The organism is Streptomyces sp. NPDC013457, assembly GCF_043089925.1.
In the GTDB taxonomy this organism is placed as follows: Bacteria; Actinomycetota; Actinomycetes; order Streptomycetales; family Streptomycetaceae; genus Streptomyces.
In genome coordinates this window covers 331114-353527 of the sequence record NZ_JBICBL010000005.1, presented here as the reverse complement: position 1 = coordinate 353527, position 22414 = coordinate 331114, and the positions used below count along the sequence as shown (strand labels likewise).

Sequence of the window (22414 nt, the reverse complement as noted above, 5' to 3'; positions counted from 1 at the left end):
GTACGAAGGTAGGCGACCCCACTGACAGCGTCACCCCGCCCCCTCAGCGGAAGTTGCGGACCCCCGGGACCAGCGCCGTCCCCAGGCAGCAGCCGCCCACCACGACCGCGGCGGCGATCAGCGGGACCTCAGGGCCCCAGGCGGAGGCGGCGACGGGGGCGAGGGCGTAGCCGAGCGGCATGGCGGCGAGGGAGAGCAGCCAGTCGTAGGACTTGACGCGGGCCAGTGCGTGGGCCGGGACGGCCCGTTGGACGGCGGTCTCCCAGACGGGGGTGAGGAAGCCGAGACCGGTCTGGGCGAGTCCGTACGCGGCGATGGTCACCGGCGCGGGGGCGGGGACGGCCAGCAGCAGGAGCGGCAGGGCGTAGACGGCGAGACCGAGGTTGGCCGTCAGGACGGGGCGCCGGGGGCGCAGTCGGTCGGCGAGCAGGGCGCCGGCGAGGAAGCCGACGGCGCCGACCTGGAGGAGCACCACCCAGACGGTGCTGCCGCCGAGGTGGGTGACGGCGATGCCCGGGCCGAGGGTCATCAGGACGGCGGCGGCGCCGTTCCAGGCGCTGTGGCCGATGAGGCTGGTCCAGTACCAGTCGCGGGACCTGACCTCCCGCCAGCCCTCCTTGAGGTCCGTGAGCAGCGGGCTGCGCGGGACGGCCACGCGCTCGACCCGGACGGCGAGCAGCAGCAGGGCGCTGAGCGCGAAGGTGGCCGCGTCCAGGACGAACGCCCACCCGGCGCCCGCCGTGACGATCAGGGTGCCGGCGAGAGCGGGCCCGGCGAGGCGGGCGAGGCTCCCGGCGACCCCCATGGCGGCGTTGGCGCGGTGCAGGGCCTCGGGAACCACCGTCCCGGTGATCAGGGGGGCGTTGGTGGGCATCGCGAAGGCGCTCGCGGCGCCGCCGACGACTTCGGCGCCGGCGATGACCCAGAGGGACGGGTCGCCGCTCAGCAGCTGGGCTCCGACGAGGAGTTGGGCCGCGCAGCGGACGAGGTCGGTGGTCAGCGCGACCGTACGGGCGTCGAAGCGGTCGCCGACGACTCCGCCGATGGGAAGCAGGAGCAGCTTGGGGACCATCGCGCAGGCCAGGACGATCGCGAGCGCGGAACTCGATCCGGTGGCCTCCCAGACGGCGATGGCCAGGGCGGCGGGGATGGCGGCGTCGCCGAGCAGCGAGAGGACGCGGCCGGTGAAGAGGAGGCGGAAGGAGCGGGTGCGGAGGGGGTGGGGGACGGGTGCGGGCGTGGGCGCGGCGACCGTACCGGAAGAGGCGGTGGGCATGACAGGGAAGGTAGTTCGGTGGCGAATGATTCGTCAACGAAATATTCGGCCTCGAAAAATCATGGAGCGCGACGTACGATCGACACCATGGAGCCGAGCGAGCCCTCAGGGCCCACACCGCGGGACTGGACCGACGAGCATGTGACCCGCTGGCAGCCGGTCCTGCCCGGCCTCGACCCGGTGGTGGAGGGCGCCGTGACCCGGATGAAGAAGCTCTCCGTCCATCTGCGGCGGGTCCGGGAGCAGTCCCTCGTCGACTTCGAGCTGGAGCGGCACGAGTTCGACACCCTCCACAAGCTCGCCGGCCGCGGCGGCACCGCCGCACCCTCCGAACTGGCCCAGGACCTCGACCTCGCCCCCGCCTCGGTCACCGGGCGCCTCGACGCCCTGGAGAAGCGGGGCTTCGTCCGACGGACGCAGTCCACCACCGACCGCCGCCGGGTCGTCGTCCAGCTCACCGACTCCGGCCGCGAGACCTGGCTCGGCGCGATGGACGTCCTGGGTCACGAGGAGGAGCGGCTGCTCGGCGTCCTCGACGAGAGGGAGCGGGCCCTGCTCAACGACATGCTCCGCCGGATCATGATCGTCGCCGAGGAGCCGGACGGCCTCGCCGACGCTCCTCGTACCCCCTGACCCCCTGACCCCCGGGGAGGCCCCGGGCCGGACCCCGACCCGGCCCGGGCACCCCCCCGACGCGCTCAGACGCTCAGCGAGCGGGCGAAGTTGATCTGGCCCATCACCCAGTGGATGGTGTCGGGGCCGGTCGCGGGGATCATCGTGGAGTGGTGCCGGCCGCCGCTGGTCACCGTGATCTGGATGAAGCCGGTCGTCTGCTTCTCCTTCATCAGCAGGAACAGCAGACCCAGCAGGCAGAAGATGAAGAAGACGACGGCCAGCACGATCGCGACCGTGGGCATCTTCTCCTCCGTCCGCGACATGTCCATCGCGTTCCACACCGCGCCCTTGAGCGGCATCGCACCGGCCGGCGTGATGATCTGGTCACCGACGACGGTGATGTCTCCGAGGCTCAACAGCGGTGCCCCGCCGACGCCCTGACCCATCGGCGCGTGCTGCGGAGGCACCGGCACGCCCGCTGCCAGCGTCGGCTCGTACGAAGGCCCGGGCGCCGCCGGCGGATACCCGTAGCCCGGGGCCTGCTGCGGGTACCCGTAGGCGGGCGTCCCCGGCTGGTCGGGCCCCCACTTGTACTCACCATCCGCGTAAGGGTTCGGCTCGCTCATCAATCCCCGCTCTCCCCGAAGTGTTTCGGACACATGGTTCGGACACATGGTGCGCACATGGAAAACCCGAAGGCCCGTCCCCGCACGCCGCAGCGTACAGAAACGGGCCTCCGGCCGTGGCGACGGTCAGAAGCGACGCGTGATCAGCGCGCGCTTCACTTCCTGGATCGCCTTCGTGACCTCGATGCCACGCGGGCACGCGTCCGTGCAGTTGAACGTCGTGCGGCAACGCCACACGCCGTCCTTGTCGTTCAGGATCTCCAGGCGCTGCTCGCCCGCCTCGTCACGCGAATCGAAGATGAAACGGTGCGCGTTGACGATCGCGGCCGGGCCGAAGTACTGGCCATCATTCCAGAAGACCGGGCAGGACGACGTGCACGCGGCGCACAGGATGCACTTCGTGGTGTCGTCGAAGCGCTCGCGGTCCTCGGCCGACTGCAGACGCTCACGCGTCGGCTCGTTGCCCTTGGTGACCAGGAACGGCATGACGTCCCGGTACGCCTGGAAGAAGGGCTCCATGTCGACCACGAGGTCCTTCATCACCGTGAGGCCCTTGATGGCCTCGACGGTGATCGGCTTCTCGGGGTTGATGTCCTTGATCAGCGTCTTGCAGGCGAGCCTGTTCTTGCCGTTGATCCGCATCGCGTCCGAGCCGCAGATGCCGTGCGCGCAGGAGCGGCGGAAGGTCAGCGACCCGTCCACGTCCCACTTGATCTTGTGAAGGGCGTCGAGGACACGCTCCTTCGGGTCGATCTCGATCTGGAAGTCCTCCCAGACCGACGCGTCCGACACCTCGGGGTTGAAGCGGCGGATCCGCATCGTGACCGTGATGTACGGGGAGGCGGCGGACTCCGCCTCGACCTTGTCCAGTACGGGGGTAGCCATCAGTACTTACGCTCCATCGGCTGGTAGCGGGTCTGGACGACCGGCTTGTAGTCGAGACGGACGGTCTCGGAGCCGTCGTCGCCGACCTCGCGGTACGCCATGGTGTGGCGCATGAAGTTGACGTCGTCGCGGTTGGGGTAGTCCTCGCGGTAGTGACCGCCGCGGGACTCCTTGCGCGCCAGGGCCGAGACGGCCATGACCTCGGCCAGTTCGAGCAGGTTGCCCAGCTCGATGGCCTCCAGGAGGTCCGTGTTGAAGCGCTTGCCCTTGTCCTGGATGGACACGTTCTCGTAGCGCTCGCGCAGCTCGGCGATCTTCTCGACGGCCGTCTTGATCGTCTGCTCCGTACGGAACACCATCACGTTGGCGTCCATCGTCTCCTGGAGCTCACGGCGGATGTCGGCCACCCGCTCGCTGCCCGTGGAGTTGCGCAGCTTGTCGATCTGCGAGACCACGAGGGCCTCCGGGTTCTCCGGCAGCTCGACGAAGTCGTGCTTGGCGGAGTACTCGGCGGCGGCGATGCCGGAGCGCTTGCCGAAGACGTTGATGTCGAGCAGCGAGTTGGTGCCGAGGCGGTTGGCGCCGTGCACCGACACGCAGGCGACCTCGCCGGCCGCGTACAGACCCGGGACGACGGTGGTGTTGTCCGCCAGGACCTCACCCTCGACGTTGGTCGGGATGCCGCCCATGGCGTAGTGCGCGGTGGGCTGGATCGGGATCGGGTCCGTGTACGGCTCGATGCCGAGGTACGTACGGGCGAACTCGGTGATGTCCGGGAGCTTGGCGTCGAGCTGCTCCGGCGGGAGGTGCGTCAGGTCGAGGTAGACGTGGTCGCCCTCGGGACCGCAGCCGCGGCCCTCGCGGATCTCCGTGTAGATGGAGCGCGAGACGACGTCACGGGACGCGAGGTCCTTCATGACCGGCGCGTACTTCTCCATGAAGCGCTCGCCGTCCTTGTTGCGGAGGATGCCGCCCTCACCGCGGGCGCCCTCCGTCAGCAGGATGCCCATGCGCCAGATGCCCGTCGGGTGGAACTGGAAGAACTCCATGTCCTCCAGCGGCAGGCCGCGGCGGAAGCAGGCCGCCTGGCCGTCACCCGTCAGCGTGTGCGCGTTGGAGGTCACCTTGAAGAACTTGCCCGTGCCGCCGGAGGCGTAGATCACGGCCTTGGCCTGGAAGATGTGGATCTCACCGGTGGCCAGCTCGTACGCGACGACGCCGGCGGACTTCTTGACGCCGTCGACCTCGGTGATCAGCTGGTCCAGGACGTAGAACTCGTTGAAGAACTCCACGCCCTCCTTGACGCAGTTCTGGTACAGCGTCTGGAGGATCATGTGGCCGGTGCGGTCCGCGGCGTAGCAGGACCGGCGGACCGGCGCCTCGCCGTGGTTGCGGGAGTGACCGCCGAAGCGGCGCTGGTCGATGGTGCCGTTCGGGGTCCGGTTGAACGGCAGACCCATCTTCTCCAGGTCGAGGACGGCGTCGATGGCCTCCTTCGCCAGGATCTCGGCGGCGTCCTGGTCGACCAGGTAGTCACCGCCCTTGACCGTGTCGAAGGTGTGCCACTCCCAGTTGTCCTCCTCCACGTTGGCGAGCGCGGCGGCCATGCCGCCCTGCGCCGCGCCCGTGTGGGAGCGGGTGGGGTAGAGCTTCGTCAGGACGGCGGTGCGGCTGCGCTTCGTCGACTCGATGGCGGCGCGCATACCGGCGCCGCCGGCGCCGACGATGACGGTGTCGTACTTGTGGATCTTCATGACGTGGATTACCTCAGCCCCGTGCCTAGCGGATGTTCGGGTCGAAGGTGAAGATCACCAGCGTGCCCAGAAGGATGGTGAACACCGTGGCGGTGTACAGCAGGCCCTTGAGCCACAGGCGCGTGTTGGCCCGCTCCGCGTAGTCGTTGATGACCGTACGGAGGCCGTTGGCGCCGTGCAGCATGGCGAGCCAGAGCATCAGCAGGTCCCAGACCTGCCAGAACGGGGACGCCCAGCGGCCGGCCACGAAGGCGAAGCCGATCTTGGAGACGCCGCCGTCGAGGAAGAGCTGGATCAGCAGGTGACCGAGGACCAGGACGACGAGGACGATGCCCGAGAGGCGCATGAAGAGCCACGCGGCCATCTCGAAGTTGCCTCGCGTCGCCCGCGGCGTCTTGCCGGTGCGCTTGCGGGGGGCCTCGATGTACGGGGCCGGGTTGTCCACGTCGTAGGAGGCGCCTTCGACGGGACCGATCGCGGAAGTGGTGTCAGCAGACATGTCTGGCGTCAGCTCCCGAACAGTTCACGTGCGGCGTGGCCGAGGACGGGGTAGATGGAGCCCGCCATCAGCACGACCCAGATGCCTACGACGGTCCAGAGCATCTGCTTCTGGTAGCGCGGGCCCTTGGACCAGAAGTCCACGGCGATGACCCGCAGGCCGTTCAGCGCGTGGAAGAGGATGGCGGCGACCAGGCCGTACTCGAGGAGTGCGACGATCGGCGTCTTGTACGTGGCGACCACGTCGTCGTACGCCTCGGGAGAGACGCGGACGAGAGCGGTGTCCAGCACGTGTACGAACAGGAAGAAGAAGATGAGGACGCCGGTGACTCGATGAGCCACCCAGGACCACATTCCTTCCCGGCCGCGGTACAGCGTTCCAGCCGGCACGGAAAAACCCTCCGGGAGCGGGGATCAGGGTCGGCCGGCTTCAGTGTCGGTCTGACCCGGCCGGGTACGGTCCACCGGCCCTGGTCATCGTAGCGACGACTTGTCGGTTCGCTCGCGCGGGGTCCATAGGTGTGATCAAAGAGGCACGGACGGGCTATCGTCGCCGCCCGAATCACCGCATTCCGGACGCCTGTACGGGAGTGGGCGCCGCGCCGGGCAGGGGCGCCGCGCCGGGAGTGGGCGCCGCGCCGGGCGAGGGGGCGGCGTCCGGAGCGAGCGTCACGCCGATGTGGTGGGCGAGGCGGGCGCGCGCCAGACGGCGCAGCTCGTCGGCGGCGACCACCCGCTCCTCCTCCGCCTCGTTGGCGAGCCGGGACCGGATGCCGGCGAGCACCTGGTCGAGGCGCTCACCGGGCCGGACACCGTCGAGGCTGATCACGAAGGCGTGCCCGAAGCGGCTCTCGTACGCGGCGTGGGCGGCCCGCAGGGCGGTGTGCGCGGCGGGCGGGGCGTCGGGATGGGGCGCGGCGGAGGACTCCGCGGCCAGCGCCTCCTGGCGTTCGGCGACCGACAGGTCGTACCCGGCCTCGTCGGCGGCGGCGAGCAGCGCGTCGAGCGTCGGGTACGGACGGTGCGCGGTCACCCGTTCGGCCCAGCGCGGACTGTGGCAGCAGGAGAGGAGCAGCTCCTCGGCGACCTCGGCCGGGACGGCGTTGAAACACGCGAGCCCGTCGGGCGTGGCGGGAGCGGCGGGGGCTCCGGTGGTCGCGGGTGCCGTCGCCGGGGCGTGCACGGCGAGGTGCCGGGGGTCGCCCTGCTGGGCAGGTATCGCGGGGCGCGCGGAGTGCGGGGGGTTCCCGGGCGTCGCGGGCGTCGCGGCGGGTGTCCCGGGCGTCGCTGCGGAGCCCGGGGTCCGGTTCCGGGACGGGGCGCGGGTGTCGCTGGTCAGCGTGGACTCCGGGAAAGGTGGGGTGGGTGTGACGCAACGTTATCGAGGGGGTGCGGGAACTGTCCGACCGATGCACGAATTTCACCCGGAAGGGAGAGTTTCGGAACGTGTCCGTGACGTTCCGGGGTCGAGATCCTGCCCCGAATGGCCGCACGCGACCTCCTGGGGGAGGATGCCGAATGATGCGGTACGCCATACGAAGGCCCCACGCGGGCCCCACCCTCCTCGCGGCCGCGGTGGCACTGGTCACCGTGACCTCCTGCTCCGACGGCGCGTCGTCCGGCCCCACCTCCGGCGCCGGTACGCCGTCGCAGGTCACCAGCGCCCCGGCGAGCACGCCGCCGCCCAGCCCCACGCCCACCCGGACGTACCCCCTCTCCTCCGCGCCGCTCACGGTCCCCGCCGTCCGCGCGCACGAGGCGGCCAGGGGCCCCGGCTGGCGCCCCACGCCCCAGGCCGGTGTCGTCGTCGCCGCGGGCAGCGAGGGCCTCGCCGACGAGGGCCGGCTGCTCGCGGGAGAGCTCAAGATCGCGTACCGGGGGGCCGTCCCGGCCCGCGCGGGCGACGTCGAGCTGGCCCTCGGCGGCAAGGGCGCCCCCGAGTCGTACACGCTCACCACCCGTGACGGCCGGGTCAGGATCACCGGACCCGACCAGGCCGGGGTGTTCTACGGGACCCGCACCCTGAAGCAGTCGGTGAACGGATCGGGAGCGATGCCCGAGGGCACCGTCACCGACGCGCCCGCCAAGCCGCAGCGCGGCCTGAACCTCGACATCGCGCGCAAGTTCTTCACCGCCGAGTGGATCGAGGCGCGGCTCCGGGAGATGGCGGACCTCAAGCTCAACCAGTTCGGTCTGCACTTCTCCGACGACCAGGGCTTCCGGATCGAATCGGACACCCACCCCGAGATCGTCTCGGCCCAGCACCTCACCAAGGCCGAGGTGCGCCGGATCCTCGCCCTCGCGCAGACCCTGCACATCACCGTCGTGCCCGAGATCGACTCGCCCGGACACCTCGGCGCCGTCCTGCGCGCCCACCCGGACCTTCAGCTGCGCAACGTCCAGGGGGTCCCGCGCCAGGGCGCCATCGACATCTCCAACCCCGCCTCGGCGCGGCTCGTGGACGAGCTGCTGCGCGAGTACGCCGGGCTGTTCCCGGGCGGCTGGTTCCACGTCGGCGCGGACGAGTACCAGGCGCTGACCGTCCCCTCCCCGGCGGCCTCCTACCCGCAGCTGGCCACGGCCGCGCGCCAGAAGTACGGCCCCCAGGCGGGTGTCCAGGACCTGGCGGAGGGCTGGCTGAACGACCGGGCGGCCGTGGTCCGCTCCGAGGACAAGACGGCGAAGGCCTGGAACGACGGCTTCTTCCGCGGCGGGGTCGTCCAGGCCGACAAGGACATCGAGGTCGAGTACTGGACCGGCAAGGAGATCGGCGCCCGGCCGCCGGCCGAGTACCTGGCCGAGGGCCGCAAGGTCGTGAACCTGAACGACGAGTTCCTGTACTACGTCCTCGGCGAGCCGAACCAGTTCACGTACCCCACGGGCCGCCGCATCTACGAGCAGTGGACCCCGCGGGTGCTGCGCGGCACGACCCCCGTGCCGGCGCGGTACGACGCCCAGATCCTGGGCGGCCGGTTCGCGGTCTGGTGCGACCTGTCCCAGGCGCAGACGCAGGCGCAGGTGGCGGAGGGCATCCGGATGCCGCTGACGGCGACGGCGCAGAAGCTGTGGGACGCGCGGACACCGACGATGACGTGGGAGCAGTTCCGGGCGCTGGCCGCGGACGTGCGCTGAGCCGGTGGGAGTACGCTCCCCCAGCGCGGTGGCCGACCGGGCCGCCCCGGTGCCTCGGGGAGGGGCGCCGTCCACCCTCGGGGGGTCCGTTCCGTCATGCTCCGTAATCCCGTAGGCCTGTCGTACGCCGTGGCGGCGCTGCTCGCGACGACTGCCACGGCCGACGTGGCTCTCTTCGCCGCGGCGCTCGACGTACGACTGCTGATGGCCGGTGACCTGAACGATCACCCCGACCCCGCGGGCTTCGCGCACATGGGGCTCGACGTCGCGACGGTCTTCCAGACGCTGAGCCAGCTGGCGCTCGCCGTCGTCTTCATCATCTGGTTCTTCCGGGTCCGCAAGAACGCCGGGATTTTCATGCCCGACGTGCACCGGGGCGGCCCCGGCTGGGCGATCGGAGCGTGGTTCGTCCCGGTCGCCAACCTCTGGTGGCCGCGGACCGTCGCGGCCGGCACGTGGCGGGCGAGCCGCCGGGGCCCGTACGGCGAGGGCGGTGGCAAGGGCGAGTCCTTGGCGCTGCTCAACTGGTGGTGGTGCTTCTGGATCCTGACCAACCTGTCCAGCCTGTTCGCCGGAGCGGTGTACGACGACGCGGACACGGTCGAGGAATTCGCGGCCGGGGCGGGGTTCCTCATGGGCGCGGCCGTCGTGGACGTCGTAGCCGCCGTCCTCGCGATCCTGTTTGTCCGGCGTTTGACCTCTATGCAGCACCACAAGGCCACTGGCATGATTCCGGCCGCGCAGTGACGTAATCGCGCCAAGTGGCGCAGTAAGGGAAGTGCTGCGTCCGCAACGGGAGGCCCCGATGAGCCTGCTGGAACTGATCGACCGTGCCGACGAACGGAGTCTGGCGGCCTCCGGGCTCGCCTGCCTGGACCGCTGTCTGCCGCTGCTCGCACCCGACGGCGGCGAGGCGCTGCGGCCCGTCTGGGCCGCGGTGGCCCGTGGTGACGGCGGGGCGTGGGGCGAGGCGGTCGCCAAGGCCCGCGTCGAACTGGACGGTGCCGGTACGGAGGAGGGCGAGGCGGCCGGGCTCGTGCGCGAGATGCTGGGCACCGCGCCCGCCGAGTGGGCCGACGGGCCGCTGCGGGTGTGGGCCTCCGGTTGCTCCGTCACCGCGCTCGCCCTGCACGGCCGGTACGACGCCGCCGACGTCACCGACGAGTCGATCGCCCGCTGCCGGGCCGGGGACGGCTCCGGCGCCGGGCCGCTCCTCGCGGGCGAGCTGCGCCGGCAGGAGACCGTCCTCGAGTCGGTCGCGCACGGCCCGACGGGTCTGCGCCGGGCCCGCGAACTCTCCACGGAGGGCGGCCGCGTCCTGCGCGCCGTGGTCTCCCGCCGCGCCCGCACGGCCTGAGCCCGGGCGATCGGAGCGGCGCACGGGCCCGTACGACGCGAAGGACCCGTGCGCCCGGCCGGAACCGCCGTCACTCCGACGGCTTCACCATGATCAGTTCGAGCGCCGCGGCGATGTCCGCCTCCGCCTGCGCCTTGTCGAGACCGAGGCCCGTGAGGGTGCCCTCGCCGTCCTCGAACTCCAGCAGCGCCAGCAGGATGTGCTCGGTGCCGACGTAGTTGTGGCCGAGCCGGAGCGCCTCGCGGAAGGTCAGCTCCAGGACCTTCTTCGCCGCCGCGTCGTACGGGATGAGCCCGGGCACCTCCTCGGCCGCCGGCGGCAGCGTCGGGGTGACCGCCTCGCGCAGCGCCTCGGCCGACACGCCCTGTGAGTTCAGCCAGTGCATCGCGATGCCCTGGGGCTCCGCGAGCAGTCCGAGGGCCACGTGACCGGTGCCGATCTCGGCGTTGCCCGCGGCCGCGGCCTCGCTCTGGGAGGCCACCACCACGTTCCTGGCCCGGGGGGTGAAGCGGCTGAACCCGGCGTTCGCGTCCATCTTCTCCGCGTCCGGGTCCTTGGGGACGAAGCGCTTCTGGGCTGCCTGGCGGGTGACGCCCATGCTCCTGCCGATGTCGGTCCAGGAGGCGCCGGAGCGGCGGGCCTGGTCGACGAAGTGACCGATCAGATGGTCGGCCACGTCGCCGAGATGGTCTGCCGCGATCACCGCGTTCGACAGCTGGTCGAGCGCGCCGGTGTGGCTCTTCTTGATCGCTTCGATGAGGTCGTCGAGCCGGACGGGGATGGTCTTGCCGACTGGTTTCGTCATAGTGGCAACCCTAGGTTGACAGTCAGATGGTGTCAACCTTCGGTTGACAGTTCGACGCACGTCATGATGATCGCCATGACGACGACGAGCGGCCCCGCCGCACCCGGCATCACCGCCGACGACCTCCAGCACGCCGTCCGCCTCTCCCTCACCACACTCCGCGGCGCCGCGGCCGCGACCGCCGCCGACGCCTGGCAGCGCCCCGCCGGCACCCTGACCTGGAGCTGCTGGGAGACCGTCGAGCACCTCGCCGACGACCTCTTCGCCTACGCCGCCCAGCTCGGCCTCGACGCCCCGGCGCTCGACACCGAGGTGCCCTTCCTCTGGGAGCGGCGCCGCGAGGGCGGCCCCGCCAACGTCACGTACGCCGATCCCCGCGCCGGGACCACGGGGCTGCTCCAGGTCCTGGAGTCCTGCGGCGCGCTGCTGACCGCCGTGGTCCGCACGGCCCCGGCCGACCGGCGGGCCCACCACGGCTTCGGCCGCTCCGACGCCGAGGGCTTCGCGGCCATGGGCATCGTCGAGACGCTCGTCCACACGCACGACATCGCCACCGGTCTCGGTGTCCCGTTCCACCCGCCGGCCGGGCTGTGCGGCCAGGTGCTCACCCGGCTCTTCCCCGACGCCCCCGCGGACACGGACCGCTGGCCGACCCTGCTGTGGGCCACCGGCCGGGGTGACCTCCCCGGGCGCGAACGGCGCGCGTCCTGGCGCTGGTTCGGCGCACCGCGCACGGAGGGGGAGCCGACCGCCGATCTGACGGTGTGACCAGCGCCACCTCCGTCACCAGTGACACTTGCGTCCCATCGGTCGCTTGGTTGGACATGTACCGGGAAACCGACAACGTGCCGGCCATGCCGTCCGCCGACGGGATGCGCGCCTACGTGTCCCACGTCGTCGAGCGGCTCACCGCCAGAAGCCGGCTGCCGCTCGACTACTCCGTGGCCAGCCTCCGCCTGGTCGACCTGATCGTCGACGGGCTGCGCCGCGACCACCCCGACCGCGGCCGGGTCGACGGCATCCTCCAGGGCCTCGGCGGGTACACCGGCGAGGTCGTCGTGCGCCGGGCGGGCGCGAGCTGGGTGGACTTCGACGAGGGGCAGCGGGAGTTCTTCCGTCAGCCGGTCGGGATACGGATGCCCGACGGGCGGGTCTGGAACCCGCTCGGAAAGGTCGTCAACCGGTTCGAGACAGGCCCGGAGGAATCCGTACAGCGCTTCTATCTGCTGCTCCACGGGCGGGCCAGGACGCCTGTGCGCTGCCTGTGAACCAGTGACGTTTCGGCGGGTCCGTGCGCTGAACGAAGGGGGACGGCGCGTCGCGCCCTTCCCCACGAAGGGCACGGGCACGGTGTCCGGTGCCGAGTCGGTACGAAGAGGGACGTGTGGGCGCGTACGACGCGGAACTGGGCACTCTCGTCGAGCGGGCGCAGCGCGGGGACGAGGACGCCTTCGCCGGGGCCTACCGTCTCGTCCACCCCGGACTGCTCGGCTACGTCCGGGGCCTGGTCGGCGAGGACGCCGAGGACGTGGCGTCCGAGGCCTGGCTGGAGATCGCCCGTGACCTCGGGCGGTTCCGCGGCGACGGGGCGGGATTCCGCGGCTGGACCGCGGCGATCGCGCGCCACCGTGCGCTCGACCATCTGCGCCGGCAGAGGCGACGGCCCCGTACCTCCTTACTGGAGCAGGACGTGTGGGAGATGCCCGGCGGTCTCGACACGGCGGACGCCGTCCTGGAGCGGCTGTCGACGCAGGAGGCGCTCGCCCTGGTGCGCGCACTGCCGCGCGACCAGGCCGAGGCCGTGCTGCTGAGAGTGGTCGTCGGCCTGGACGGGCCGGCGGCGGCCCGCGTCCTGGGCAAGCGCCCCGGCGCGGTCCGCACGGCGGGTCACCGGGGGTTGAGGAGACTGGCGGGACTGCTCGCCGCCGCGGAGCCGCCGCGACGGCGGAAGGACGGGACATGACACGCGAACCGGACGGGCTCGCCGCCGCGCTGAGCGCGGCGCTGCGGCGCGAACAGGACGGTGCGGACACGGGCGAGGCCCGGGCGCGCGCGGCCTACCGGGCGGCACGGGAAGCCGACGCGAACGTGGCGCGCCGCACCAGACGTCGGGACGACTGGCGTCCGGCGCCCGTACGAGGACGGTGGCGCGGTTCCCTGCGGACCACCGCCTTCGGGGTGGCCGCGACGGTGCTGCTCGGCGGTGTCGCCGTGGCCGCGTCGGGCACCCTCGACCCGGCCCCGCCCGCCCCGTCGGCGCCGGCGCCCGCACCTGAGGCCCCGGAGATCTTCGGGACCTCCGAGCCCTCCGGGATTCCCGGCGCTCCCGGCGCCCGCCGCGGCGCGTCGGCCGTGCCCACGTCGTCGGGCGAGGCGCGGGACGTACGGGACCGGCATTCGAAGGCCAAGGGCCGGACGAAGGGCAAGGGTGCTCTCCAGGGCCGGAGCACCGGCCAGAGCAACGGCACGGGCGACGTCAACGGCGAGCAGGCGGCCGGGAGCCAGGGCGGGAACCACGGCGTGAACGGCCCGAGGCCGAGAGGCCGGAAGCCCTGAGAACAGGGCGGAGAAAAGAAGACGACCGGGGCCGCCACCCCCCACAGGAGAGGCCCCGGTCGCCGTCCGCCGGAGCCGCAGCACGGCCCCGTACTCCCTTCAGCGCCGTACAAGCGTTTTCTGTCACACCACCGGCCATGTCCCAAGTTGGTTGCAAGTTGCACAATCAGTGGACGAACGTGGACGGGGCGCCGGACGAGGACGTAGCGTGCTGATGCGTGCCGGATGGTGCGGCGGTGGTGACCAGCCGTGATGGACGAACAGGGTGTGGAGTGCTGGGGGAGGACGCGGAGCTGACGGCCGCGCTGCTCGCTGCGCAGAACGGGGACGAAGACGCCTTCCGTACTGTGTACCGCGCCGTGCACCCACGGCTTTTCGGCTATCTGCGCTCACTCGTCGGCGACGCCGACGCGGAGGACGTCGCCTCCGAGTCCTGGCTCCAGATAGCCCGCGATCTCGACCGTTTCAGCGGGGACGCCGACCGGTTCCGCGGCTGGGCGGCCCGTATCGCCCGCAACCGGGCGCTCGACCACATCCGGATGCGGGGCAGGCGCCCCGCGAGCAGTGGCGACGAGACCGAACTCACCGACAAGCCCGCCGACTCCGACACCGCGGACGAGGCACTGGAAGCACTCACCACCGGCGATACCATGCACCTGATCGCCCAACTTCCGCAGGACCAGGCCGAGGCCGTCGTGCTGCGGGTCGTGGTCGGCCTGGACGCCAAGAGCGCCGCCGACACCCTGGGCAAGCGCCCCGGCGCGGTCCGCACCGCCGCGCACCGCGGCCTCAAGCGGCTCGCCGAACTCCTCGGCGCCGACGGCGACGGCAGCCAGGCCTCCCTCGGCGGCGTACCCCCGCAGCGCGGTCGCAGACCGGGGGCTCCGGCCCCCGGTGGTGTGACGCAATCGCGCCCGCGGACGCAGAAGGACATGTGATGGCCGACGAGTACCACCCCTGGCTCGACCAGGACGCCGCGGAGCGGTTGCTGCGCGGTGAGCCGGTCGACGCCGTCGACGATCACGCGCGCGCCGAGGCGATGAGGCTGGCCCAGGCCCTCGCGGCGGCCCGCCCGTCCCCCCTCGCCCCGATGGCACAGACAGAACTCCCCGGGGAGGCCGCCGCCCTGGCGGCCTTCCGGAAGGCCAGGGCCGAGCGCGGCCTCGCCGCGGCCCCGTCGGGCTTCGCCCCCACCGGCGCCGAGCTCGGCGCGGTACGGATCGGCCGGTCGCCCGCCGCCCGGCGCTGGGGCCGCTCGCTGCGGTACGGGCTGGCCGCCGCGGTCGCCGCCGTGGCGGTCGGCGGGGTGGCCGTCGCCTCCGGCACGGGCCTGTTGCCCTTCACCGCGGACCGCCCGGCTCCCGCCGGTTCCGTGTCGGCGGTGGACACGCCGGCGCCGATCGCCTCGGACGACTCCGCGGAGCGCCCGGACGTCCCGGAGTCATCGGGCTCCGCGGAGCCCGGCGTCACCACGGGTACGCCCTCGCCCCCCACCGTGGACGGCGCCACGCCGGACACCGCCACGTCGACGCCCGCCCCTCCGGCCACGGCCGGAAGCGGCGGAGCGGGCGGCGGGGGCGGCGGGGACGACGCCACCCCGAAGCCGGAGAACAGCACGGGCGGCCCGTCGGAGAAGGACGGCGCGAACTTCGGCGCCAAGATCGTCGACGCCTGCAAGGAGTACCGGGCCGGCCGCCTCGACGACACCGCCAAGAGGCGGCTGGAGAAGTCCGCGCGAGGCGGCGAGACCGTACGGCGCTTCTGTGACCGTGTCCTCGGCGGCGGCTCGGCCGGCGGCGACGGGGGCGGGGGCGACGACGACCCGTCCGGCGAGGGCGAACGAGCGGGTTCCGCCGAGCGCACCGACGACTGGGGCGGTGGCGGGAACTCCCGTACCTCCGACTCGGGCACCGGTCACGCCAAGGGGTCCGCGCCAAGCCCGGACCGCATCGACCTCCGCGCCCCGGTGCCGGCCCGGACCCTGGCCCCGCGACCGGTCACGGACGCCCCGGACCGCATCGGAAACCTCGTCCCGGTGCTGGTCGGCAACCTCGTGACGAACCAGGTGTGACACTTTTCGGCCCGTCGGCGCAGTACTGAGTGAGCCGACTGGTCATCGGCCGCGCGTGAGCCGAGGTTCCCCCCGTACCTCCGGCTCCGCGCACCCGGCGCGGGTGGGACACGTTCCCCCGGTCCCACCCGCGCCTCTCTCACTTCGCCCCGCTTCCGGTGCCTACCAGTGCACGACGACCTTGTCGCCGACCTTCACCTGGTCGAAGAGGGTCGCGAGCTTCGCCCGGTCCCTGACGTTCACGCAGCCGTGCGAGCCGCCGTTGTAGCCGCGGGCAGCGAAGTCCGCCGAGTAGTGCACCGCCTGGCCGCGGCTGAAGTACATCGAGTACGGCATCGGCGTGTGGTAGAGCTTCGACCAGTCGTTGCGGACCTTGCGGTCGACGTTGAAGACGCCCTCGCGGGTCGGGGTGTTCTCCGAACCGAAGCGGACGTCCATCGACGAGACGACCTTGCCGTCGATCATCCAGGCCAGCGTGCGGGTCTCCTTGCTGATGCAGAGCACGCGCCCGGTCATGCAGCGCGGGTCCGGTGTGTCCAGGGCGTTGGACGTGGACGGCTTCAGCTCGTCGGAGGTCGGCTTGCGGGTCATCCCGACCAGCCGCTCCCAGGTGACCTCGTCCACCGAACCGGTCTGCGGCAGCTCCCGCTTCTTCTGGAAGGCCGAGACACCCTTGCCGGTGATCGAGCCGTAGAAGCCGGTGGGCGCGCGGTCGAAGTAGCCGATCTGCCGCAGCCGCGCCTGAAGCTCCCGCACCTGCTTGTTCTCGTCGCCGTCCTTCATCAGGACCTTGCCGACGGGCTGGGCGGAGGTGGGGGTGGAGCTGGGCGTGGGGGAGGACGGCTTGTCGTCCGTCGTCGGCGTGGCGCTCGGGGAGTCCGAGGCCGGCGCCGGGGTGGTGGGCGCGGCCGAGGAGGAGCTCGACGGCCCGCTCGTCGCGGGCGTGCTGCCACCGCCCGCCGCCTGGGCCGTACAGCCGGTGGCGATCGCCACCACGGCCGCGGCCATGAGTGCTCTGCGTATGACGGACGAACGGCGCATCGGTGCCCCCCCGGGATTCGGTCTGTGTACCTATTGGATGCTTCCCGCGCGCGCTTGGTTGCGCACCCGGCGCATCTGCGGAGCATCCTGGTGAGGAGGTCCCAGCGGACGGGGTTCGATCGGGAGGCACATCAGATGGCGCGCGAGTCGGAGTCGGGGCTGCCGATCGAGCCGGTGTACGGGCCGGGTGCGTTGGAGGGGTGGGATCCGGCGGAGAAGCTGGGTGAGCCGGGTGCGTATCCGTTCACGCGGGGTGTGTATCCGTCGATGTACACGGGTCGCCCGTGGACGATGCGGCAGTACGCGGGCTTCGGTACGGCGGTGGAGTCGAACGCCCGGTACAAGCAGTTGATCGCGAACGGTACGACGGGTCTGTCGGTGGCGTTCGATCTGCCGACGCAGATGGGTCATGACTCCGATGCCCCGATCGCGCACGGCGAGGTCGGGAAGGTGGGCGTCGCGGTCGATTCGATCGACGACATGCGGGTGCTGTTCGACGGGATTCCGCTGGACCAGGTGTCGACGTCGATGACGATCAACGCCCCGGCCGCGCTCCTGCTGCTTCTGTACCAGCTGGTGGGGGAGGAGCAGGGGGTGCCGGCGGGGGAGCTGACGGGCACGATCCAGAACGATGTGCTGAAGGAGTACATCGCCCGGGGCACCTACATCTTCCCGCCGAAGCCTTCGCTGCGTCTGATCGCAGACATCTTCAAGTACTGCGGGTCGGAGATTCCGCGGTGGAACACGATCTCGATCTCGGGCTACCACATGGCGGAGGCGGGTGCGTCGCCCGCGCAGGAGATCGCGTTCACGCTCGCGGACGGTATCGAGTACGTCCGCACGGCGGTGGCCGCCGGCATGGATGTCGACGACTTCGCGCCACGCCTTTCGTTCTTCTTCGTCGCGCGGACGACGATTCTGGAGGAGGTGGCGAAGTTCCGGGCGGCGCGGCGGATCTGGGCGCGGGTGATGCGGGAGGAGTTCGGTGCCCGGAACCCCAAGTCGGCGATGCTGCGTTTCCACACCCAGACCGCCGGGGTGCAGCTCACCGCCCAGCAGCCCGAGGTGAACCTGGTCCGGGTCGCCGTACAGGGCCTGGCGGCCGTCCTCGGCGGTACGCAGTCGTTGCACACGAACTCCTTCGACGAGGCGATCGCGCTGCCGACGGACAAGTCGGCGCGGCTCGCGCTGCGGACGCAGCAGGTCCTCGCCTACGAGACGGACGTCACCGCGACGGTGGACCCGTTCGCCGGGTCGTACGTCGTGGAGAGGCTGACGGACGACGTGGAGGCGGCGGCGCTGGAGCTGATGCGGAAGGTCGAGGACCTGGGCGGCGCGGTGAGTGCGATCGAGCGCGGTTTTCAGAAAGGGGAGATCGAGCGGTCGGCATATCGGATCGCGCAGGAGACCGACAGCGGTGAGCGGGTGGTGGTGGGGGTGAACCGGTTCACGATGGAGGTGGAGGAGCCGTACGAGCCGTTGCGGGTGGATCCGGCGATCGAGGCGCAGCAGGCGGAGCGGCTGGCCAGGCTGCGTGCGGAGCGGGACCAGGCGGCGGTGGACGCGGCGCTGGCCGGGCTGCGGAAGGCGGCGGAGGGCACGGACAACGTGCTCTACCCGATGAAGGACGCGCTCCGGGCACGGGCCACGGTCGGCGAGGTCTGCAACGCACTCCGCGACATCTGGGGTACGCACGTCCCGGCGGACGCGTTCTGATCCGCGCGTCCTGAGCCCCGCGCGCCTGGTCACCGCGTGTTTCGAACCCCCACAGCCCCTGATCTTCCGCGATACGAAACACCCGCGCGGAGTGTCGTACCCCCGTGCGACACTCCGTCCATGCTGGGTGTCACCGATCTTCCGACCTATCTCGTGGGCCTCGTCCTCATCATCCTTCTGCCGGGGCCGAACTCGCTCTACGTGCTGTCCGTCGCCGCCCGCAAGGGCACCCGGACCGGGTACCAGGCCGCCGCCGGCGTCTTCACCGGCGACGCGATCCTGATGACGCTGGCCGCACTCGGCGCGGCCTCGCTGCTCCAGACCACGCCGCTGCTCTTCATGATCGTGAAGTACGCGGGCGCGGGCTATCTGGCGTGGATGGCGTACGGGATGATGCGCTCGGCCTGGGAGATGTGGCGCTCGCGCGGGGAGGCCGCGGTCGAGGAGAGCGAGCACGCCCACGCGGCGCCGGGGGAGAACCCGTACCGAAGGGCGCTGATCATCAGCCTCTTCAACCCGAAGGCGATCCTCTTCCTCATCTCCTTCTTCGTGCAGTTCGTGGACCCCGCGTACGCCTACCCGGCCCTCTCCTTCCTGGTGCTCGGCACGCTGCTGGAGATCGGCAGCCTCCTCTACCTGACGATGCTGATATTCGGCGGGACCCGGCTCGCCACCGCGTTCCGGCGCCGTCGGCGGCTCTCGGCCGGTGCGACGTCCGCCGCGGGCGCGCTCTTCCTCGGCTTCGCCGCGAAGCTCTCCCTCAGCAGCGCCGCTTGACCCTCACACCGTGTGAGGCCGTGTCGTAGGAGTCGTCATGTTCACCATCGGAGACTTCGCCCGGCACGGGCGGGTGTCGGTCCGCATGCTGCGCCACTACGACGCCATCGGACTGCTGCGCCCGGCCCACGTCGACCCGCACAGCGGCTACCGCTTCTACCAGGCGGACCAGCTCGCCCGCCTCAACCGCGTCATCGCGCTCAAGGAGCTCGGCTTCACCCTCGAACAGGTGGGGTCGATCCTCGACGAGCAGGTCGGCGCGGAGGAGCTGCGCGGCATGCTGCGGCTGCGCCAGGCAGAGCTGGAGACGGCCCTGGCGGAGGCGGCGGGTCGGCTGGCCCAGGTCGGCGCGCGGCTCCGAGCCATCGAGAGCGAGGGGCACATGCCCACGCAGGACGTCGTGATCAAGAGCATTCCGCCGGTACGGCTCGCCGAGCTGAGCGGTGTGGCAGGAGGCTTCGGTCCCGGCCAGATCGGCCCGGTCATCCAGCCGCTGTACGAGACGCTGTGCGCGCGCCTGGAGGCGGCGGGCGTCACGGGGTTCGGCCCCGGGATCGCGTACTACGAGGACGCGGGGCGGGGCGACGGCTCGGTCGTCGTCCACGCGGGGATGACGCTCCCCGCGGGCACCGAGGAGGTGGCGGGCGTCGACGTCGTCGTGCTGCCCGGCCTGGACGAGGCGGCGACGGTCGTCCACCGGGGTCCGATGGAGGACCTCCTGCCCACGGTCCAGACCCTGGCCACCTGGATCGACGCCAACGGCTACCGCTCGACCGGCTACTCCCGCGAGCTGTACCTGGAATGCCCGGACGACCGTACGAAGTGGGTGACGGAACTCCAGGAGCCGGTCACCCGCGCCTGACGCGGCAGCGACCGACGGAGAACGGCTGCGACCGGCGGAGAACGGCTGCGACCGGCGGCGACCGACAGAGAAGGGGGCCCGCCCGGACACGCGTCCGGGCGGGCCCCCTTCTCACTTCGCCAGCGCCCGCTTCAGTTTCAGGGCGCGGCGGGCGAGGCGGCGCACCTTGGGATGGCGGGGCACCGGGATGCCGCCCGGGAGGCCCAGGACGGTGAGGCGGCGGCGCTTGAAGTAGTGCCGCGTCCCCTCCGCGAGCGGACCCGCCAGATGCCGTACCGCCGAGCCCCGCAGTTCCGGACGGATCTTGGGCTGCATCGCGAAGCCGACCGCCGCGACCAGTCCCGCGAGGGCCTCCGCGTCCCAGGCCGTGGCCGGCGCGGTGTCGTCCTCCAGGTCGGGGACGAGCGCGTCCACCAGGGTCGCCGGGATGCGGTTGCTGTTCTGGAACGGGGTCAGCCTCTCCAGGAGCGTCCGCGTGCCGACCCGGGCCACCGGGATCCCGTAGAAGGCGTGCGCCGTCATCAGGGCCGTCGAGAAGCAGCCCACCACCAGCGCGGGACGCTGCTCGCGGTACACCACCTCGGCGAGCACCGGCCGGTCGAGGACGGTGAGTTCGGCGCCCAGTGCCTCCGCCTCCCGTGCCAGCCGCCGGGTCCAGGCGTCCGGCGCCGTGGGGTGCGGCTTGAAGACGAGCCGCCGGTGGCCGCGCGCGATCGCGCCGCGCACCATGCGTACGTGCAGCTCCTCCTCCTCGGCCGGGGTGAGCAGTGAGAGCGCCGCGAGGTACTGGCCGAGCAGCAGCGCCGGGCCCTCTTCCCCGGCGGCGGGGCCGGCCGTGTCCGCCAGTTCGGCGACCACCTTGGTGAAGGCCTCCGTCGGGACCACCTCGGACACGGGGCCGAACTCACCCAGCAGCAGGGGCGCGAGCCCCGGCACCAGGTCCAGGTGGAGCAGCCGCCGCACCCGGTCGCCGACCAGCGGGTCGATCTTGTTGCGGGTCGGGCCGTAGCTCATCAGCCCGTCGGCGTACACGTCGAGCCGCGCCTCCGGGAACAGCCGGGCGATCGTCAGCGCCGGCGCCACCTGCACCGACTCCAGGGCGATCTCGATCCGGTCGTCGCCGAGGTCCCACAGCCGCCGCAGATGACGTTCGAGCATCGGTACGTCGTCCCCGCGGGGCGACCAGCCGGCCGGGTGGAGCGGCGAGATGGCCTCGTTCCAGGACAGCACCGCGTCGAAGCGGCCGCGCAGCCGCTCGAATCCGGGCATCTCGTCGAGGGCCGGGGTGGTCTCCGGCACCGCCGCGTTGTTGCCGACGAGCAGGAGCCGCCGGTCGGCCGGGCCGAAGCAGCCGCTGTCCAGGGCGGCGGCCAGCGTCGTCGCGCCGTACAGGGTGGAGGCGTAGAAGATCTGGGTGGTCCTCACGCGGCGGCCCCCGCGCCCTGGTTGAGGGAGGCCGCGCGGCGCCGGCGCAGCTTGCGCAGGACGCCGGCCCGCTTCTCGTCCATCGAGGACAGCGCCTCGTCGAGCACGTCCTGCGGCATGCGCCGCAGCGCACCCGCACTCATCGAGCGCAATTTCTTCGCCACCGCCGGTTCGAATCGTTCAATGGAGGAGACGTGGTGCGAAATGAGCGCGCAATAGGTACGGACGGCTTTCGGAAGAAGCCGGTCCGCATCCACGTCGTCGGCCGTTTCTTCGATCACCTGGTCGAAGGCCCGGATGAAATCGAGTTGGCGGATATCGCCGATCTGCGTGAGCGAGGTGGAGACACCGCGCCGGTAGAAGATTCCCAGTGTGCTCACCGCGGCGAAGGAGTCGGCCTCGCGGTGCAGCTTCCAGATCCACGGCCGGTCCTCCGCCGTCCGCAGGCCCGGGGTGAAGCGGAGCAGCCCGCGGTCGAGCAGCCGCCGGTGGTACATCCCCGCCCAGGCGTACGGATAGTCGACCGAGGTCGTCCGGTGGGCCGGCAGGATCGCGTCCCTGGGGCGCAGCAGCTCGTTCCGCCGGGCGATCGGGGCGCGGCGCACGGACCGGCTCCGGTCGGTGTTCACCACGTGGTCGGTGCGGAGGAAGTCGCAGTCCAGCTCGTCCATGGCCGTGACCAGCCGGGACAGGTGTCCCGGGGCGAGCCAGTCGTCGCCGTCGAGGAACGCGAGGTAGCGCCCTCGGGCGGCGTCGAGTCCGGTGTTGCGCGCGGTGGCGAGACCCTCGTTCCTCTCGTGGCGGAGCAGAACGGCCCCCGGGATGTCGCGCGCGGCCCGTTCGAGGATCTCCGGCGTCCCGTCCGTCGAGCAGTCGTCGACGAGAAGGAACTCGAAGTCCTCGCGGGCGTTCGCGCGCAGGCTTGTCAGGGTGTCTGGGGCGTATGTCTGCACGTTGTAGAACGGCACGACGACGGAGAGCTTGACCACCCGGCCGACGCTAGGCGCCGCCCCGGCAT

24 protein-coding genes are annotated in these 22414 nt (G+C 71.7%); 13 read left to right on the top strand and 11 right to left on the bottom strand.

Going from position 1 to position 22414, the window contains the following annotated elements:
• Positions 1 to 43 precede the first annotated feature (43 nt).
• Entirely contained in the window at positions 44 to 1276 is a 1233-nt protein-coding gene (locus ACF1G2_RS16150) for an MFS transporter (RefSeq protein WP_391798867.1), read from the bottom strand.
• An 87-nt stretch (positions 1277 to 1363) separates the two neighbouring features.
• Between ACF1G2_RS16150 and ACF1G2_RS16145 the strand changes: the two genes are divergently transcribed.
• Positions 1364 to 1909 carry a MarR family winged helix-turn-helix transcriptional regulator gene (locus tag ACF1G2_RS16145; RefSeq protein WP_391798866.1) on the top strand — a complete coding sequence of 182 codons (546 nt, stop codon included), beginning with the start codon at positions 1364 to 1366 and terminating at the stop codon, positions 1907 to 1909.
• Between the two features lie 65 nt (positions 1910 to 1974).
• Here the strand turns inward: ACF1G2_RS16145 and ACF1G2_RS16140 are convergent, their stop codons facing one another.
• The 6 genes from ACF1G2_RS16140 to ACF1G2_RS16115 all read right to left on the bottom strand — a co-directional run bounded on the left by ACF1G2_RS16140 (position 1975) and on the right by ACF1G2_RS16115 (position 6873).
• On the bottom strand, positions 1975 to 2517 hold the full coding sequence (locus ACF1G2_RS16140; protein ID WP_391798865.1) for a hypothetical protein: 543 nt from the start codon (positions 2515 to 2517) through the stop codon (positions 1975 to 1977).
• Positions 2518 to 2643: 126 nt separating this feature from the next.
• Positions 2644 to 3402, bottom strand: coding sequence for a succinate dehydrogenase iron-sulfur subunit (locus ACF1G2_RS16135; protein ID WP_391798864.1), 759 nt, complete (start codon positions 3400 to 3402; stop codon positions 2644 to 2646).
• The gene (gene sdhA / locus ACF1G2_RS16130) at positions 3402 to 5156 is read right to left on the bottom strand and encodes a succinate dehydrogenase flavoprotein subunit (protein WP_391798863.1); all 1755 of its coding nucleotides are present in this window, start codon (positions 5154 to 5156) and stop codon (positions 3402 to 3404) included. Before sdhA ends, ACF1G2_RS16135 begins: the two co-directional genes overlap by 1 nt.
• A 25-nt stretch (positions 5157 to 5181) precedes the next feature.
• A complete protein-coding gene (locus tag ACF1G2_RS16125; RefSeq protein WP_260229269.1) occupies positions 5182 to 5655 on the bottom strand; it encodes a succinate dehydrogenase hydrophobic membrane anchor subunit in 474 nt (157 codons plus the stop codon).
• A gap of 8 nt (positions 5656 to 5663) precedes the next feature.
• A complete protein-coding gene (gene sdhC, locus ACF1G2_RS16120) occupies positions 5664 to 6044 on the bottom strand; it encodes a succinate dehydrogenase, cytochrome b556 subunit (RefSeq protein WP_352191932.1) in 381 nt (126 codons plus the stop codon).
• 172 nt (positions 6045 to 6216) lie between these two features.
• Entirely contained in the window at positions 6217 to 6873 is a 657-nt protein-coding gene (locus tag ACF1G2_RS16115; protein WP_391799036.1) for a 2-oxo-4-hydroxy-4-carboxy-5-ureidoimidazoline decarboxylase, read from the bottom strand.
• Between the two features lie 299 nt (positions 6874 to 7172).
• On the opposite strand from ACF1G2_RS16115, the gene ACF1G2_RS16110 reads away from it, so the two are divergent.
• The 3 genes from ACF1G2_RS16110 to ACF1G2_RS16100 all read left to right on the top strand — a co-directional run bounded on the left by ACF1G2_RS16110 (position 7173) and on the right by ACF1G2_RS16100 (position 10143).
• Entirely contained in the window at positions 7173 to 8786 is a 1614-nt protein-coding gene (locus ACF1G2_RS16110) for a glycoside hydrolase family 20 protein (protein WP_391798862.1), read from the top strand.
• Positions 8787 to 8882: 96 nt separating this feature from the next.
• Positions 8883 to 9533 carry a DUF4328 domain-containing protein gene (locus ACF1G2_RS16105; RefSeq protein WP_391798861.1) on the top strand — a complete coding sequence of 217 codons (651 nt, stop codon included), beginning with the start codon at positions 8883 to 8885 and terminating at the stop codon, positions 9531 to 9533.
• A gap of 58 nt (positions 9534 to 9591) precedes the next feature.
• Positions 9592 to 10143: a hypothetical protein gene (locus ACF1G2_RS16100; RefSeq protein WP_391798860.1), complete on the top strand. Its 552-nt coding sequence runs from the start codon at positions 9592 to 9594 to the stop codon at positions 10141 to 10143.
• Positions 10144 to 10213: 70 nt separating this feature from the next.
• Here the strand turns inward: ACF1G2_RS16100 and ACF1G2_RS16095 are convergent, their stop codons facing one another.
• Positions 10214 to 10948: a Clp protease N-terminal domain-containing protein gene (locus ACF1G2_RS16095; RefSeq protein WP_391798859.1), complete on the bottom strand. Its 735-nt coding sequence runs from the start codon at positions 10946 to 10948 to the stop codon at positions 10214 to 10216.
• A 75-nt stretch (positions 10949 to 11023) separates the two neighbouring features.
• Between ACF1G2_RS16095 and ACF1G2_RS16090 the strand changes: the two genes are divergently transcribed.
• From ACF1G2_RS16090 to ACF1G2_RS16065, 6 genes are all read left to right on the top strand, one after another.
• On the top strand, positions 11024 to 11716 hold the full coding sequence (locus ACF1G2_RS16090) for a hypothetical protein (RefSeq protein ID WP_391798858.1): 693 nt from the start codon (positions 11024 to 11026) through the stop codon (positions 11714 to 11716).
• Between the two features lie 56 nt (positions 11717 to 11772).
• The gene (locus ACF1G2_RS16085; RefSeq protein ID WP_391798857.1) at positions 11773 to 12216 is read left to right on the top strand and encodes a hypothetical protein; all 444 of its coding nucleotides are present in this window, start codon (positions 11773 to 11775) and stop codon (positions 12214 to 12216) included.
• Positions 12217 to 12332: 116 nt separating this feature from the next.
• Positions 12333 to 12911, top strand: coding sequence for an RNA polymerase sigma factor (locus tag ACF1G2_RS16080; RefSeq protein ID WP_391798856.1), 579 nt, complete (start codon positions 12333 to 12335; stop codon positions 12909 to 12911).
• Positions 12908 to 13504, top strand: coding sequence for a hypothetical protein (locus tag ACF1G2_RS16075; RefSeq protein WP_391798855.1), 597 nt, complete (start codon positions 12908 to 12910; stop codon positions 13502 to 13504). The genes ACF1G2_RS16080 and ACF1G2_RS16075 overlap by 4 nt, the downstream gene beginning before the upstream one ends.
• Positions 13505 to 13776: 272 nt before the next feature.
• Positions 13777 to 14442 (top strand): RNA polymerase sigma factor, encoded by a 666-nt coding sequence (locus ACF1G2_RS16070; protein WP_391798854.1) that lies wholly within the window; start codon positions 13777 to 13779, stop codon positions 14440 to 14442.
• Complete coding sequence (locus tag ACF1G2_RS16065; RefSeq protein ID WP_391798853.1) at positions 14442 to 15575, top strand: hypothetical protein; 1134 nt, start codon at positions 14442 to 14444, stop codon at positions 15573 to 15575. Before ACF1G2_RS16070 ends, ACF1G2_RS16065 begins: the two co-directional genes overlap by 1 nt.
• 162 nt (positions 15576 to 15737) lie before the next feature.
• On the opposite strand, the gene ACF1G2_RS16060 is transcribed toward ACF1G2_RS16065, so the two are convergent.
• The gene (locus ACF1G2_RS16060; protein ID WP_391798852.1) at positions 15738 to 16583 is read right to left on the bottom strand and encodes a L,D-transpeptidase family protein; all 846 of its coding nucleotides are present in this window, start codon (positions 16581 to 16583) and stop codon (positions 15738 to 15740) included.
• Positions 16584 to 16751: 168 nt separating this feature from the next.
• On the opposite strand from ACF1G2_RS16060, the gene ACF1G2_RS16055 reads away from it, so the two are divergent.
• The 3 genes from ACF1G2_RS16055 (at position 16752) to ACF1G2_RS16045 (ending at position 19971) form a co-directional block, all read left to right on the top strand.
• Complete coding sequence (locus tag ACF1G2_RS16055) at positions 16752 to 18332, top strand: methylmalonyl-CoA mutase (RefSeq protein WP_391798851.1); 1581 nt, start codon at positions 16752 to 16754, stop codon at positions 18330 to 18332.
• Between the two features lie 120 nt (positions 18333 to 18452).
• On the top strand, positions 18453 to 19109 hold the full coding sequence (leuE, locus tag ACF1G2_RS16050; protein WP_391798850.1) for a leucine efflux protein LeuE: 657 nt from the start codon (positions 18453 to 18455) through the stop codon (positions 19107 to 19109).
• 37 nt (positions 19110 to 19146) lie between these two features.
• Positions 19147 to 19971 carry a MerR family transcriptional regulator gene (locus tag ACF1G2_RS16045; protein WP_391798849.1) on the top strand — a complete coding sequence of 275 codons (825 nt, stop codon included), beginning with the start codon at positions 19147 to 19149 and terminating at the stop codon, positions 19969 to 19971.
• Between the two features lie 111 nt (positions 19972 to 20082).
• Here ACF1G2_RS16045 and ACF1G2_RS16040 read toward each other — a convergent pair whose 3' ends face one another.
• Positions 20083 to 21396: an alpha-2,8-polysialyltransferase family protein gene (locus ACF1G2_RS16040; RefSeq protein WP_391798848.1), complete on the bottom strand. Its 1314-nt coding sequence runs from the start codon at positions 21394 to 21396 to the stop codon at positions 20083 to 20085.
• Complete coding sequence (locus ACF1G2_RS16035) at positions 21393 to 22385, bottom strand: glycosyltransferase family 2 protein (protein WP_391798847.1); 993 nt, start codon at positions 22383 to 22385, stop codon at positions 21393 to 21395. The genes ACF1G2_RS16040 and ACF1G2_RS16035 overlap by 4 nt, the downstream gene beginning before the upstream one ends.
• Between the last annotated feature and the right edge of the window lie 29 nt (positions 22386 to 22414).